We start from the raw sequence: 14187 nt of genomic DNA on the forward strand, positions 1-14187 counted from the left end.
AGAGTTCCACCGCGTGGACCACCATCGCCCATATCCGCCGCCTCACCCGCCTCATCGCAAGCCATTGCCAGATCACATGAACTTCTGAGTCAGGCTCCAAGACCAGCCCGCCTTACCTTCAGCGCCAATTTTTGCGCCGAGTGCAAGCCCCCAAGTGTGAGCCTTTTCACTCAATCGTTCGAAATCGAGATCTTCAAGGGCAGACGCCCAAAATTCGCTTGGCGTCAGCTTTCCCGAACATCGAATAATTAGAGGTTCTCGTTTGATGGCGGGCAAAACCGCTTTGTAAAGTGAGGTTTTTCCTGTCTTAGATGGCCCTGTTAGCAGACAAATTTGTCCTGCATTTTTAAGGCCACTGGATAACCGCCGTTCGTTTTCACCTGCCTCCCGTTCGACGTAGGTAAGTGACGGTTTTCCAACGGCGGGGAAAACTTCTTCAGGGCTTGGGATTGCCACCCCCCCTACTCCGCAGCCTGCACCCCAAACAGCCCAGCCTCAAGCACAGTGCCATCATCCTCATTGACCGCCTTGGCCTTCTGCCGCTTGTCAAAGCTCGACCACACGGTGTTCCAATCACCGCGCGTGGCGCCCTTCGAATACTCGGTCGCGCGCGTCTCGAAGAAGTTGGCATGCTCGACGCCATTCAACAAAGGCGCGAGCCAGGGGAGGGGGTGTTCTTCGATCATGTAGATTTCTTGCAGGCCGAGCTGCTTCAGGCGCCAGTCGGCGATGTAGCGGATGTAGCGCTTGATTTCCTTGGCGCTCATGCCGTTGATCGGACCCATTTCGAAGGCGAGGTCGATGAAGTTGTCTTCCAGACGCACGGTCTTCTGGCAGATGTCGATCAGGTCTTCCTTCACCGCCTTGGTGAGGCACTGGCGTTCCTCGCAGAAGGTGTGGAACAGCTTGATGATGCCTTCGCAGTGCAGGCTTTCGTCGCGCACTGACCAGCTGACGATCTGGCCCATGCCCTTCATCTTGTTGAAGCGCGGGAAGTTCATCAGCATCGCGAAGCTGGCGAACAGCTGGAGCCCTTCGGTGAACCCGCCGAAGGCTGCGAGCGTGCGGGCGATGTCTTCGTCCGTCTCGACGCCGAACTGGCCGAGGAAGTCGTGCTTGTCCTTCATTTCCTCATATTCGAGGAAGGCGGAATATTCGCTTTCGGGCATCCCGATGGTGTCGAGCAGGTGCGAGTACGCCGCGATGTGCACCGTCTCCATGTTGGAGAAGGCGGCGAGCATCATCTTCACTTCGGTGGGCTTGAACACGCGGCCATAGTTTTCGTGATAGCAGTTCTGTACCTCGACATCGGCCTGGGTGAAGAAGCGGAAGATCTGGGTGAGCAGGTTGCGCTCGTTCTCGGTAATCTTCTGCGCCCAGTCGCGGCAATCCTCGCCCAGTGGCACTTCTTCGGGCATCCAGTGGATCTGCTGCTGGCGCTTCCAGAAATCATAGGCCCAGGGGTACTGGAACGGCTTGTAGGTCGAGCGGGCTTCGAGAAGCGACATGGGCGGTCTCCTGGGACAGATCAGATTGGCAGATACGCAGCGTAAGTGCGCTTGGATTCAGTGGCCCGTCAGGGGGCGTAGGCGATCAGGATGTAGATGCAGAAGGGAATGAACATCGAAACCATCGCGACGTGGATCATCGCGGCGTTGCGGGCGTGGCCTTCACGATTGCGGCGCAGTTCGCGCACTGCGTTGAAGAGGAACACGGCGCTGACGATCAGGCCGAAGATTCCTCCTGCAAGGGGTAGTGTCATGTGGGTCTTCCCTTTGTAATCGGTCGGGGCGGATGCGGATCGGCCGTGCCGACCCGCCCGCTGCCGCAGCGGCCTATTGGCAGCTCAGGCATTCCTCGTAATCGGTCTGGTCGCCGCTGGCGCTGAGTTCGATCTTGGGCGCTTCCGAGGTGTTGTCCGCCTCGACCCCGCCGACGAACCCGGCGCGCTGCACGCTCTTGGAGCGCAGGTAATACAGCGACTTGATGCCGCGCTCCCACGCCTGATAGTGCAGCATCATCAGATCCCACTTGTCGACATCGGCCGGGATGAACAGGTTCAGCGACTGGGCCTGATCGATATAGGGCGTGCGGTCGGCGGCAAATTCGAGCAGCCAGCGCTGGTCGATTTCGAAGCTGGTCTTGAAGGTCGCCTTTTCCTCCGGCGTGAGGAAGTCGAGGTGCTGCACCGATCCGCCGCGTTCGAGGATCGAGTTCCAGACATTGGTCGAGTTCTTCGACTTCTTGTCGAGCACCTTTTCCAGGTACGGGTTCTTGACGATGAAGCTGCCCGACAGGGTCTTGTGGGTGTAGATGTTGGCCGGGATCGGCTCGATGCAGGCCGAGGTGCCGCCGCAGATGATGCTGATCGACGCGGTCGGCGCGATCGCCATCTTGCAGCTGAACCGCTCCATCGCGCCCATGTCGGCGGCATCGGGGCACGGCCCGCGTTCCTGCGCGAGCAGCATCGAGGCTTCCGACGCCTTGGCGTGGATGTGCTTGAACATCTGGAGGTTCAGCGCCTTGGCCATCGCGCTTTCGAAGGCGACGTTCTTTTGCTGCAGGTACGAGTGGAAGCCCATGACGCCGAGGCCGACCGAGCGTTCACGCGCGGCGGAATACTTGGCGCGGGCCATCTCGTCCGGCGCGCGGTCGATGTAGTCTTGCAGGACGTTGTCGAGGAAGCGCATCACGTCCTCGATAAACTGCTTGTCGCCCTTCCACTCTTCCCAGGTTTCCAGGTTGAGCGACGAGAGGCAGCACACCGCGGTGCGATCATTGCCCAGGTGGTCGATGCCGGTCGGCAGGGTGATTTCCGAGCACAGGTTCGAGGTCGAGACCTTGAGACCCAGATCGCGGTGGTGCTTGGGCATCATGCGGTTCACGGTGTCGTTGAAGACGATGTAGGGCTCGCCCGTGGCAAGGCGGGTTTCGACCAGCTTCTGGAACAGCGAACGCGCATCAACCGTCTGGCGCACAGAACCATCGCGGGGGCTGCGCAGCTGGAACTCGGCGCCATCGCGCACCGCTTCCATGAACTCGTCGGTCAGCAGCACCCCGTGGTGCAGGTTCAGCGCCTTGCGGTTGAAGTCGCCGCTGGGCTTGCGGATTTCGAGGAACTCCTCGATTTCCGGGTGGCTGACATCGAGATAGCACGCCGCTGACCCGCGCCGCAGCGAGCCTTGCGAGATCGCCAGCGTCAGGCTGTCCATCACGCGCACGAAGGGAATGATGCCCGAGGTCTTGCCGTTGAGGCCGACCGGTTCGCCGATGCCGCGGACATTGCCCCAATAGGTGCCGATCCCGCCGCCCTTGCTGGCGAGCCAGACGTTCTCGTTCCAGGTGTTGACGATCCCTTCAAGGCTGTCCTCGACCGAGTTGAGGTAGCACGAGATCGGCAGACCGCGGTGGGTGCCGCCGTTCGACAGCACTGGGGTGGCGGGCATGAACCACAGCTTGGAGATGTAATCATAAAGCCGCTGGGCATGGGCCTGATCGTCGGCATAGGCATCGGCCACGCGCGCAAACAGGTCCTGATAATTTTCGCCGGGCAGCAGATAGCGATCAGTCAGGGTTTCCTTGCCGAAATCGGTGAGCCGCGCATCGCGGGTGTTGTCCGTGACCACAGCGAAACGCCTGGCGTTGACCGTCTTGCTGTCAGGCGCTGCGGCCTTCGCCGCCTCTGCCATCGCATTGACGGTCGCATTGGCCAGCGCCTCACCCGCCTTGGCTGCGATCAGCACATCGGAGCCTGTATCGGTCGTCTTCATGGTCACTGCTTTCTCATCATTCACCGGCAGCGCGGCAGGCGTGCCAGCGTCCAGATCATTCGTCACATCACTATTTACCGCATCACCCGGCACGTTGTCGCTCGCCTTGAAATCCATCTGAAGCCCCACTTGTCCCCCGAATCGGCACCATGGCGCAAGAGGCCATGTTCCAATTCTGTTCTATACCGGATGACCCACAGACTTACCAACAGGGTGCCCGGTTACCGGGCCTGCTGACGCATCGGTTGATCCCATTTTCGGTGCATGCCGAACCTTCGTGCCGGGGCGAATCATCCTGCATCGGCCCTGTTGCTGGGCAGAGATGCTTCACCAAGGCTTGGGGGTCGGGTCAGCGCCGAACCACTAGATGATGAATCACTGCGGGACTCCCGTCAACGGGCGTTTAAGCACTTACTTACCATGACCGGCCGGTTTCCGGCGTGCGTGCCGACCATTCTGACCCGCGACGCGTGGACCAAGCTTGAGTCGCGGAGCCCGCAAGCCCCAAATTGAATCTGTGAAGAAAAAAATGAGGAGCGATTGGTTTGAATCCACCCGTGAATCTTTTGCACGCACGATGGTTCGATTGTTGCGCGCAAGGGCTTGATCGGGAGTCGCTGCGGCGCGGCCTCGGAACAGGGCAGGAGCAAGACCTCAGCCATGATCCGGAATGGAACGCGCAAGCCGTGGATCAACTCCGGGCGTCATCCTTCGGCAGATCCGGCAAGGTCAAAACTTTGCCCGCCTTGTACCGCTGCTCAATCGACCGAAGCTGGCGAATATCACGGGTTGGATCGGCGGACAGGATTAGGAAGTCCGCCTCGCAGCCCGGCTGAAAACAGCCGATGCGCCGTTCGGGGAAAAGCCACGCGCCCGTTTCAAACACCACACGTGCCGCTTCTCGCGCGGTCATGCCGCCAATAGCGACCCAGCGCTCCGCTTCGTCAAATATGGGGCCCGTTCCATCCGTGCCCATCAAGAAAGCGGCGCGAGCGTTTTTGAGCAACACCATGTTCTCACGCTGCCGCTGGGCGGTCGCATCCGCTGCCGCTTGCTGTTCAGCCAGGCTCGCCTTGTCATCGACAACGCCTGCTCCCAAAACATAGGTCGGGGTCAGCCGGATACCGCTTTTGGCGACAATGCGGGCTTGATCCGCCGACAGCTTCGTCGCCGCAGTGCCGGCCCCGGCATAGCCCGGCAAATGCGCTGCCACTGCTGCGCCTGACCGGGCGGCAGTGACCAGGTCCGCTGCGGTTTCCACATGCACGGCAACCTTCATCCCCCGGCGGCGTGCCTGTGCCACCAGAAACGGCATGTTTTCAGGGTTCAGCCCGCGCAAGCCTTCAAATTGCGGATCGGTCTTCCGGATGGCGTAATCTTCGGAATGCAGCAGATAGGCTTTCACAAAATCGGCGCCCTGCGATTTCAGCCTATCAAGCGCGGTCACGATCTCGGCCGGGGTGCGCCCGTAGTGGAAGGCGTTGCCGATGAACCATTCTTTCGGGCGCTCCTGGTAGACAAATTGCGCCAGAACATCGGTATACAAAGGCTCGGGATGTCCACGCGGCTCGGTAATTCCGCCTTGTGCTATCTTCAGGTTATAGGTTGTGGGGGTGCCGAAAAAGGCCTTGTCCTGGGCGGTCTGCACGATGGTATTCGGGTTCCAGACGTAGAAAACGCCGTCCCTCAGAAACCGATCATTGGACGCCCGGTCAGGGCTTGTCACGTGACAGTGCGCATTGGCGTAAGCCGGGACAAGGTAGCGCCCTGTCAGATCCAGTGTGTCGGTAGCGGCCCGATCGCGGGGCACGCGCACGAAGCGGCCATCACGAACAGCCAGCGTGCGGACCGCGAAGTTCTTCCCATTCCAGACCTGCGCGCCGGTAATCACTGTTGTGTTGGCGGCGGCATGGGCCGGAATGGCGACAATAAGCGCCAACCCAGTCAGCATCCGCATGACAAATCGCTTGTCAAAGCGATCCGATCTTGCGCCTTGGCAGCGGGCAGAGGGTCGGCGGGCAGAGATCGGTGGCATCATCAGTCAGCTCCATGGGTTGCGGATGCAACCCCATGGCCCGGCGCTGTCTGCCGCGCGGGAAATTTGCCGCGAACGGACAGTTTCAGCCCGCCAGCGGGCGCCTCAGACGATCAATGACCGCAAGGCCTGCGAACCTGTCCGGCTGAGCGGGACCGACGTTCCATTGGTCATGCGCGCGATCAGGCGGCCGCCGCCGGCAGGCTCGGCATAATCGAGGTGGTCGATATTGATGATGCGCGAACGGTGCACCCTGATGAAGCGCTGCGGATCAAGCCGCTGCTCGAATTCGCTAAGGCTCATGCGCACCAGATGCGTGTCGGTCGGCGTTGTGACCTCGGCGTAATCCTGCGCCCCTGCAATCATGATGATGTCGCGCACATTGACGGGCGCAATCTCGTCGCCCTTGCGGGTGAGATAGCGTTCGAGCGGGGGCGCGGAAACGATTGTCACCGGCGCGGCGGACCGCCCGCCGCGCACCGCATAGGTCGTTGCGGCAACGGCCCAGTAGAGCACCAGACCCTGCAACGCCTGCCAGATAAAGGCCCCGTCGGTAAACCCCGCGAAGGTCAGCGCGCCGCCTGATATATAGGCGCTCCTCACCTCCAGCAGAAAGGTGACCAGCGCAAACCACGCGACCGCGAAAAGGGCGCCTGCTGCGATATGACCGATGATCTGCGCCGCCACCGACCACTGCATCAGGTATCGCTTGTTCATCCAGTGCACGCCCGCCGCCAGCACCGTCAGCGGCGCGACATTGATGAGCGCGTAGATCGCGCAGTCCTCCAGACTGTTGCCCGGCACTTGCAGGAACACCAGCAGGTACATCGCCCAGACCCCAGCCGATGCGCACAGCCACAGGGTCAGCGCGCTTGGAGGCGGCAGAGGTTCACCGGGCTGTGCGGCAGGATCAGGCACCTTGAGCATGGCCGCAACATACCACCGCGCCCACGGCTCTCAAAGCGGTTGCCGCTTTGACGCTTTGGGATGCGCTGCAAAGCGCGCCGCAGACCGATCCGCCCCCTTCTCGTCGTTCGTGCCTGCTCCGCGAACGCCCGGCAGCCGACACCCCTACCCCGCCGCCGCCTCGGCGATGGCCTGCGCGGTCTTGTAATCGGGCTTGCCATTGTTGAGGCGCAGCGTCTGGTCGGTCACAACATAAAGACGGGGGATCTTGTACCCCGCAAGGCCGCTGCGGGCATGGGTGTCGAGCGCGGCTTCATCCACCGAACCTTCGGGTTGCACCACCGCTACCACGCGGCGCCCGAAGCGCGCATCCGGCAGGCTGACGACCCGCACGTCTTTGACCGAGGGGTGCTCCAGCAGCACCGCCTCAACCTCTTCGGGGAAGACTTTCTCGCCGCCGGTGTTGATGCACATATTGTCGCGCCCGATGAACTCCAGCGTCCCGTCCGCCGCCCAGCGCGCGCGGTCGCCGGTCATCAGCCAGCGCTGGCCGCCGATCAGCGGGAAGGTCTGCGCGTTCTTCTCATCTTCTCCGAGATAGCCCAGCGGCAACGGACCGGTGCGCGCGACAATGCCCACGCCGTCGGTTCCGGGGGGGATTTCATTGAGGTGCTCGTCAAACAGCTTGGTGTCGCGCCCCGGCAAGGGCTGGAACTTGCCCCCGCCGCTGCTGCCTGCCGCCGTGGTGATGACGATCCCGGTGCCCGAGCTTTCAGATGACCCGAGCGCATCGACGATCATCAGCGACGGGTGGTGGGCGATAAGGCGGGCCTTCACCGCCGGCGAGAATACTGCGCCCGATGACGTGATCGCGCGCAGCGAGGCCAGCACCGTGGCCCCGTCACCGCGCGCATCCAGCCGGTCGGCCAGCGGCATGGCGAAGGCATCGCCGACGATGAACAGTCCGCGTGCACCGATGCGCGCCACCTCGTCCAGCGCCAGATCGGCGTCGAACTTCGGCCCCGGCAGCAGCGCCAGCGTGCCGCCCTTGAGCAGGTGGATTACGGCGGTGAACTGCCCCGCCCCGTGCATCAGCGGCGAGAGCAGCAGCAGGGGCGAGGTGCTGGCGGGATGATCGGGGCCGATGACGGCAGCCTGCGCCACCTGTTCCTCAAGGCTGGAGACGATCAGCGGCGGCGTGCCCGGCGGGCGCTGCCACAGGCCGATATTGAACGCCTGCCACGCCTGATCCATCGGCCACATCACCGCCTTGGGCATGCCGGTGGTGCCGCCGGTCGCGGTCAGGAACAGCGCTTGCGGGTCATCATGGATCGCAAAGCCTTCGGGCAGCGGCGTCTTGCACAATGCCGCCCAGTCCCCGCCGTCCACATCCACCGTCAGGCCTGCGTCCGGCATTGCCTCAGCGACAGCAGCGGCGAAATCGCTCTGGGTGAACAGAGCCTTCAGGCCGAACCTTGCGAAGATATCCGCCAGCTCGCGGGTCTTGTAGTGGTAATTCACATTCACGGGCACCACGCCCGCTTTCACGCAGCCCAAATAAGCCAGCATGTAATCGGGCGTGTTGCGCAGCATCTGCCCGGCGATGTCGCCCGGCTTCAGGCCGCGCGCCCTGAGCCCGGCGGCGATGGCATCGGTGATGGCATCAAGCTCGCCCCAGCTGACCACCCGGCGCCCGTGCACCAGCGCCGGACGATCCGCCGGGATCGCCGCCGCCAGCGCCTTTACCGCCACTCCGAAATTCGCACCCGCAAACGCCATACCCGCACCTCTCCTTGTCACTTTCGCTAGCCCCCGGCGGCTCGGCTTTCCCCTACGTAAATGAAGAGGACATCCCGCATTATTGCGTTAATGTCCCGAATCAGAAAACAAAGAGAGGAGCAAGGCACGGCAATGGCTACAAATGTTGTCGAACTTCGCACGCCGCAGGGCCGCGAGTCGCTGGATCGGTTGCTCGAATCCGTCACCATCACCTGCCCTGAGGATATTCACGATGCTGCCGTGAACCTCGCCCGGATCGCGCAGGAACGGGGCATGCAGATCGCGGTGTGCGACGATATCTCCTCGAAAGAACCGATGGTCGATGCCGATGGCACGATCCTCAACGCCGATATCTTCCGCTGGCTGGATGATGGCGCGCGCTGGTGGGAAGATCACCGGCTGGCGCTCCATTCCCCGCTGCCGCGCGCCTGCCGCTATGAAAGCGAGCCGTTCTGGGTGAATGCACGGGGTTTCAACACCCGCTGGCGCAACCATTATCTGGGCGAAATCGACCTGGCCGATTTCGAGAAGCGGAGCCTGTGCAAGGCGGCGATCGTGGTGCCGGTGCACCTGCCCTTCGGCCAGATTTCGGCCAGCAGCTTCATTTCGATGGACCGCGAAAAGGAAGACCTTTCGGCCGAATTTGCCGAAAACGGCGCGCTGTTCGCCATGGTCACCCGGTGCTTTGTGGCAGGCTACGTGCAGGCCAACCGCACCAAGCGGCGCATCCCTTCGGATTGCGTGCTGTCCAAGCGCGAGGTCGAGTGTCTGCGCTGGGCCGCGATCGGCAAGACCGACAAGGAAATCAGCATGATCTTGAGCCGGTCGCACGCCACCATCCGCTATCACATCCACCGCGCAGGCGAGAAGCTGGACAGCGTCAACCGCGCGCAGACGATCTTCAAGGCGGGGCAATTGGGGTATCTCGGCGCGTCTGATTAGTTTCGAGGGCGCCTCCGCGCCCTCGTCCTCGGCGCGTTTCGATCCCTGCAGGATCGAGCACCTGCGGGCGGCCGGTCGGCCTTGCGGTCGCTGTGCGACAGCAATTGGCCTTTAGATCTTCGTCATTGCGAGGAGCCGCAGGCGACGCGGCAATCCATGGACCGTCCTCGTGCGGCGAGGTCAGGCCATGGATTGCTTCGCTACGCTCGCAATGACGAGGTGATTTAACCCAGCTTCCTCAGCGGCTCGCTGCTATCCCAGCCGATCCCCGCCGCCTTGATCATCCCGAACAGATCCGGTCCGTCCTTGGCCTGCTGGAGAATCTCGACCAGCGTCCCCGGCCCGCCCCCTGCATCGACATAGATCACCCGGCTGGTGCCGAAATTGCCCTCGATCACCACCTCGGCCCCCGCTTCGGCGCAGACGCGGTAAGCTTCCTCGATATCGTCGACCAGAATGCACACATGGTGCAGCCCGTTGCCGGTCGATCCATATTCGCCGCGATAGATCGAGGGGTGATCGTCACGCGGGCGGATCAGCTCGATCTGCATATCGCCCCAATAGGCCAGCGCCAGATCGAAGACAGCGTCGGTCGGCTGGCCGCGGTATGTCATTCCGTCGAGATGGATGCCCTCGATCAGGAAGAACGGGCCGACACCCATAACCTGCGTCCAATGCGCCACCGCCGCATCGAAATCCTCCGGCACGAAGGCCAGCTGCATGATATCGCCAAGCGCCGCGATTGCCCCGGCTGCCGCCATGTTCCTCTCCAATCCGCTAGGGTGACCCTCACGCGAACCTGTGTGATATTCTCCCCGCAAGACACTGCACAAAGTGCGAGGACGAACGAGCAGGATGAACGAGATCAAGGATATCGCCCGCGGCGACCGCTGCCCGGGGCTGAGCTATACCGACATGCTGAACGGCGACACCCGCCGCCCGCCCGATTACCTGTTCGAAGAATCCACCATCGACATGGGTGACGCGCCGCTGCCCGTGGCGCCCTATATCTCGGAAGATTTCGCGCGGGCCGAACGCGAAAAGATGTGGCCCAACGTCTGGCTGTTCGCCGCGCGCGAGGATGAACTGCCCGATGCGGGCGACACCGTGGTGTTCGATCTTGCCGGCAAGAGCTTCCTGCTGATCCGCCAGAAGGACGGCGGCGTGAAGGCGTTCTACAACGCCTGCCTCCACCGCGGGCGCAAGCTGCGCACGGAAAGCGGCAATTCCATCCAGCTGCGCTGCCCGTTCCATGGCTTTACCTGGCGCAATGACGGGTCCCTGAAGGAAATCCCCTGCGCCTGGGATTTCAAGCACCTGGAAGGCAAGGACATGACCCTGCCCGAAGCCCGCGTCGAGCTGTGGCAGGGCTTTGTCATGCTGACCGAAAACCACGATCTGCCCGATTTCAAGACCTGGCTCGGCCCGGCGGCGGCGCATTACGAACGCTACGATTTCGGCAACCGCTACACCGGCATGTGGGTGCAGAAGCGCATCCCCGCCAACTGGAAGGCGACGGCCGAGGCCTTTATGGAGGCCTGGCACTCGATCACCACGCACCCGCAATTGCTCGCCTTCCTTGGCGATGCGAACACGCGGTATGACCTGATCGGCGATCACTTCAACCGCGCGATCACGCCGTCGGGCGTGCTCAGCCCGCATGTGAAGGGCAAGAATTCGGACTATGTGCTCGAAAAGATGAACGAGTTTTCCGGCGGGGACGATGCCAAGACCAACCGCCGTTTCAACGCCAGTGATGAGCCGGTGGACGGTTACGACGCCAGCGATCCGCTGGGCGCGCGCAAGGTGCTGGCCGATGCCGGGCGCAAGGGCTTTGCCGAGAATTACGGCTATGATTATTCGGACGCGTCCGACACCGAGATCCTCGACAACTTCACCTACAACATCTTCCCCAATTTTGCCCCGTGGATCGGGTTCCTGCCGACGCTGGTCTATCGCTGGCTGCCGGGTGACACGCCCGACTGGTGCATCATGGAAATCCGCCTGCTGTTCCCCACCCCCAAGGATCAGGAACGCCCCCGCGCCGTCACCCCGACCTATATCCCCGATGATCAGCCCTTTGCCTGGGCCAACGACATCATGGGCCCGCAGCTGGCCAATGTGTTCGATCAGGACATGGCCAATCTGCCCTATGTGCAGGAAGGGATGAAGAGCATGAGGGACGGGCTGATGGAGCTGGGGCACTATCAGGACAGCCGGGTGCGGCATTTCCAGACCACGCTAATGAAGTATATCAACGGGGAGCTGCCGGGCTGATTGGTCCTTCCCCTCGTCATTGCGAGCGAAGCGAAGCAATCCATGGAGCACCGGTTCCGCATGGGGCGCGGTTCGGCCATGGATTGCCGCGTCGCTTCGCTCCTCGCAATGACGAGGGTTTGAGGATTTTATGAGCTTTTCCTTCGATCTCACCGGGCGCACCGCGCTCGTCACCGGCGCGTCATCGGGCCTTGGCACGCGCTTCGGGCGCATTCTGGCCGCAAGCGGGGCGAATGTGGCGCTGGGCGCGCGGCGGGCGGACCGGCTGGCGGCATTGGCGGCGCAGATCGGCCCCGCAGCCGCAGACGTCACGATGGACGTCGCGCGTGAGGCTGACATCATCGCCGGGTTCGATGCGGCGGAGGCAGCGTTTGGCGCCCCGGTCGATACCGTCATCGCCAATGCAGGGATCGACGGCGCAGGCATGGCGACGACCATCTCGGAAGACGAGATCGAACAGACCCTCGCCATCAACCTCAAGGGCGCAATCCTTACCGCGCGTGAAGGGGCCAAGCGGATGATGGCCCACGGCGTCACCAAGGGCCGGATCGTGCTGATCGCCTCGATCACCGCGACAGAACCCTCCCCCGGCCTTGTCGCCTATGCGGCGAGCAAGGCAGGCGTGGTGCAGGCGGGGCGGACTTTGGCGCGCGAATGGGCGCGCAGCGGGATCAACGTCAACACCGTCTCCCCCGGCTATATCCGCACCGCAATCAACGATGCCTGGTTCGATACCGAGGGCGGGCAAAAGCAGATCGCCAAGTTCCCCAAGCGCCGGTTGATGGGCGAGGAGGGGCTGGACGCTGTGATGCTGTTCCTGTGCTGCGATGCCAGCGAGTTCGTGACCGGCACCAACTTCGTGCTGGATGACGGACAGACGTTGTGACGAGGACAGGACACGGGGCCACATGGCCGCAGACTTGGCCATCAGCTGACGAGAACGCCCCCTCGCGCGTTGCAATTCCATGACGCCGCGCTAGGCGGAGGGCTCAATCTGCGCTGGGGATTCGTAACACCATGAAGATCATGTCCGGCAATTCAAACCTGCCGCTTGCCCGCGCGATTGCGGCCTATCTCGAAATCCCGCTGACCGATGCCAGCGTACGGCGGTTTTCGGACGAGGAAGTCTTCGTCGAAATCCACGAAAACGTGCGCGGCGAAGACGTGTTCGTTGTCCAGCCGACCAACTTTCCGGCCAACGACAACCTGATGGAATTGCTGATCTGCATCGATGCGCTGCGCCGCGCGTCGGCCAAGCGGATCACCGCGGTGGTGCCCTATTTCGGCTATGCCCGGCAGGACCGCAAGCCCGGCCCGCGCACGCCGATTTCGGCCAAGCTGGTGGCGAACCTCATCACCGAAGCCGGCGCTGACCGGATGCTGGCGGTGGATCTGCACGCCGGCCAGATTCAGGGCTTCTTCGATATTCCGACCGACAATCTTTATGCCGCCCCCGTCATGGCCGCCGACATTCAGGCGCGCTACGGCGACCAGAGCCTGATGGTCGTTTCGCCCGACGTTGGCGGCGTGGTGCGCGCCCGGGCGCTGGCCAAGCGGCTCGACAACGCACCGCTCGCCATCGTCGACAAGCGCCGCGACCGTCCGGGCGAATCGGAAGTCATGAACATCATCGGCGACGTCTCCGGGCGGCATTGCATCCTGATTGATGACATCATCGATTCGGGCGGCACCCTGTGCAACGCGGCCGAAGCACTGCTGGAAGGCGGGGCAAAATCGGTCGCGGCCTATATCACCCACGGCGTCTTGTCGGGCGGCGCGGTGGCGCGGATCAACGGGTCGGCCTTGAAAGAGCTGGTCATCACCGATTCGATCCGCCCGACCGCAGCCGCCGCCGCATCAGACCGTATCCGCGTGCTGCCCATCGCCCCGCTGGTCGGCGAGGCGATCCGGCGGATTGCGGATGAAAGCTCGGTGTCGAGCCTGTTCGACTAAGTCTCGTCATTGCCCAGCTTCGTCATTGCGAGCCGAAGGCGCAGCAAGCAGTCTCTGGATTGCCGCGTCGCCTTCGGCTCCTCGCGATGACGAGGGTGTGATGTTTGAGCCCGCCGAAATCCGCGCTCTGCTGATCGAAGCCGCCCGGCAGCGGCAGGTCTTCACCTATGGCGCGCTGCTCAACCTGCTGGGCCACACTTTCACGCGCCCGCTGATGCGGGCATTGTGCAAGGTGCTCGACCGGATCGACGAGGACGGGCGCGTTGCGGGCGAACCCGGCCTTGCCGTGCTGGTGGTGCGCCAGTCGGACGGGCTGCCGGGGCAGGGCTGGTTCGTCAGCCGCACCGGTATTTACGACGACCTGCCGCTGGAATGGGAGGGAGCAGAGGCGCAGCGCTACACCAAGGCTCGACAGGCCGAAGCCTTCGATTAGACCTGTTGCGAAAGCCGGGCCAGTTTGATTTTTCTGGGACATCGAGTGAGGACAGGGGGGTGTCTTTTGATGCAAGGGATCAGAAGCCGGCC

At 62.7% G+C, this 14187-nt stretch carries 13 protein-coding genes; 5 read left to right on the forward strand and 8 right to left on the reverse strand.

Going from position 1 to position 14187, the window contains the following annotated elements:
• Window positions 1-72: 72 nt before the first annotated feature.
• From C0V72_RS16285 to C0V72_RS15010, 7 genes are all read right to left on the reverse strand, one after another.
• Window positions 73-456 carry a hypothetical protein gene (locus C0V72_RS16285; RefSeq protein WP_143704626.1) on the reverse strand — a complete coding sequence of 128 codons (384 nt, stop codon included), beginning with the start codon at window positions 454-456 and terminating at the stop codon, window positions 73-75.
• 5 nt (window positions 457-461) lie between these two features.
• Window positions 462-1508 carry a ribonucleotide-diphosphate reductase subunit beta gene (locus tag C0V72_RS14985; RefSeq protein ID WP_101794947.1) on the reverse strand — a complete coding sequence of 349 codons (1047 nt, stop codon included), beginning with the start codon at window positions 1506-1508 and terminating at the stop codon, window positions 462-464.
• Between the two features lie 68 nt (window positions 1509-1576).
• Complete coding sequence (locus C0V72_RS14990) at window positions 1577-1762, reverse strand: hypothetical protein (protein WP_101794948.1); 186 nt, start codon at window positions 1760-1762, stop codon at window positions 1577-1579.
• Window positions 1763-1835: 73 nt separating this feature from the next.
• Window positions 1836-3887: a ribonucleoside-diphosphate reductase subunit alpha gene (locus C0V72_RS14995; RefSeq protein ID WP_101794949.1), complete on the reverse strand. Its 2052-nt coding sequence runs from the start codon at window positions 3885-3887 to the stop codon at window positions 1836-1838.
• Between the two features lie 574 nt (window positions 3888-4461).
• Window positions 4462-5727 (reverse strand): amidohydrolase family protein, encoded by a 1266-nt coding sequence (locus C0V72_RS15000; protein ID WP_101794950.1) that lies wholly within the window; start codon window positions 5725-5727, stop codon window positions 4462-4464.
• 183 nt (window positions 5728-5910) lie between these two features.
• Window positions 5911-6732: a LytTR family DNA-binding domain-containing protein gene (locus C0V72_RS15005; protein WP_101794951.1), complete on the reverse strand. Its 822-nt coding sequence runs from the start codon at window positions 6730-6732 to the stop codon at window positions 5911-5913.
• A 144-nt stretch (window positions 6733-6876) separates the two neighbouring features.
• Complete coding sequence (locus C0V72_RS15010; RefSeq protein WP_101794952.1) at window positions 6877-8490, reverse strand: AMP-binding protein; 1614 nt, start codon at window positions 8488-8490, stop codon at window positions 6877-6879.
• Window positions 8491-8622: 132 nt separating this feature from the next.
• Between C0V72_RS15010 and C0V72_RS15015 the strand changes: the two genes are divergently transcribed.
• Window positions 8623-9432: a helix-turn-helix transcriptional regulator gene (locus tag C0V72_RS15015; protein ID WP_101794953.1), complete on the forward strand. Its 810-nt coding sequence runs from the start codon at window positions 8623-8625 to the stop codon at window positions 9430-9432.
• Window positions 9433-9656: 224 nt separating this feature from the next.
• Here C0V72_RS15015 and C0V72_RS15020 read toward each other — a convergent pair whose 3' ends face one another.
• Window positions 9657-10193, reverse strand: coding sequence for a VOC family protein (locus tag C0V72_RS15020; RefSeq protein ID WP_101794954.1), 537 nt, complete (start codon window positions 10191-10193; stop codon window positions 9657-9659).
• 94 nt (window positions 10194-10287) lie between these two features.
• Here C0V72_RS15020 and C0V72_RS15025 point away from each other — a divergent pair, with 94 nt between their 5' ends.
• From C0V72_RS15025 to C0V72_RS15040, 4 genes are all read left to right on the forward strand, one after another.
• Complete coding sequence (locus C0V72_RS15025) at window positions 10288-11709, forward strand: aromatic ring-hydroxylating oxygenase subunit alpha (protein ID WP_101794955.1); 1422 nt, start codon at window positions 10288-10290, stop codon at window positions 11707-11709.
• A 130-nt stretch (window positions 11710-11839) separates the two neighbouring features.
• The gene (locus C0V72_RS15030) at window positions 11840-12595 is read left to right on the forward strand and encodes an SDR family NAD(P)-dependent oxidoreductase (RefSeq protein WP_101794956.1); all 756 of its coding nucleotides are present in this window, start codon (window positions 11840-11842) and stop codon (window positions 12593-12595) included.
• 131 nt (window positions 12596-12726) lie between these two features.
• Window positions 12727-13662 carry a ribose-phosphate pyrophosphokinase gene (locus C0V72_RS15035; protein ID WP_101794957.1) on the forward strand — a complete coding sequence of 312 codons (936 nt, stop codon included), beginning with the start codon at window positions 12727-12729 and terminating at the stop codon, window positions 13660-13662.
• Window positions 13663-13762: 100 nt separating this feature from the next.
• Complete coding sequence (locus C0V72_RS15040) at window positions 13763-14095, forward strand: ribose-phosphate pyrophosphokinase (protein ID WP_101794958.1); 333 nt, start codon at window positions 13763-13765, stop codon at window positions 14093-14095.
• The last annotated feature ends 92 nt before the right edge of the window (window positions 14096-14187 follow it).

Origin of the sequence: Porphyrobacter sp. TH134, assembly GCF_002855495.1 — a bacterium.
Classification (GTDB): Bacteria; Pseudomonadota; Alphaproteobacteria; order Sphingomonadales; family Sphingomonadaceae; genus Erythrobacter.

What these genes read in the sequence shown, in the direction of transcription:
- C0V72_RS15005 (WP_101794951.1), bottom strand. Translation starts at nt 6,732, where the DNA reads ATGCTCAAGGTGCCTGATCCTGCCGCACAGCCCGGTGAACCTCTGCCG.
- C0V72_RS15000 (WP_101794950.1), bottom strand. Translation starts at nt 5,727, where the DNA reads ATGCGGATGCTGACTGGGTTGGCGCTTATTGTCGCCATTCCGGCCCAT.
- C0V72_RS15020 (WP_101794954.1), bottom strand. Translation starts at nt 10,193, where the DNA reads ATGGCGGCAGCCGGGGCAATCGCGGCGCTTGGCGATATCATGCAGCTG.
- C0V72_RS15015 (WP_101794953.1), top strand. Translation starts at nt 8,623, where the DNA reads ATGGCTACAAATGTTGTCGAACTTCGCACGCCGCAGGGCCGCGAGTCG.
- C0V72_RS14995 (WP_101794949.1), bottom strand. Translation starts at nt 3,887, where the DNA reads ATGGATTTCAAGGCGAGCGACAACGTGCCGGGTGATGCGGTAAATAGT.
- C0V72_RS14985 (WP_101794947.1), bottom strand. Translation starts at nt 1,508, where the DNA reads ATGTCGCTTCTCGAAGCCCGCTCGACCTACAAGCCGTTCCAGTACCCC.
- C0V72_RS15010 (WP_101794952.1), bottom strand. Translation starts at nt 8,490, where the DNA reads ATGGCGTTTGCGGGTGCGAATTTCGGAGTGGCGGTAAAGGCGCTGGCG.
- C0V72_RS15030 (WP_101794956.1), top strand. Translation starts at nt 11,840, where the DNA reads ATGAGCTTTTCCTTCGATCTCACCGGGCGCACCGCGCTCGTCACCGGC.
- C0V72_RS15040 (WP_101794958.1), top strand. Translation starts at nt 13,763, where the DNA reads ATGTTTGAGCCCGCCGAAATCCGCGCTCTGCTGATCGAAGCCGCCCGG.
- C0V72_RS15025 (WP_101794955.1), top strand. Translation starts at nt 10,288, where the DNA reads ATGAACGAGATCAAGGATATCGCCCGCGGCGACCGCTGCCCGGGGCTG.
- C0V72_RS14990 (WP_101794948.1), bottom strand. Translation starts at nt 1,762, where the DNA reads ATGACACTACCCCTTGCAGGAGGAATCTTCGGCCTGATCGTCAGCGCC.
- C0V72_RS15035 (WP_101794957.1), top strand. Translation starts at nt 12,727, where the DNA reads ATGAAGATCATGTCCGGCAATTCAAACCTGCCGCTTGCCCGCGCGATT.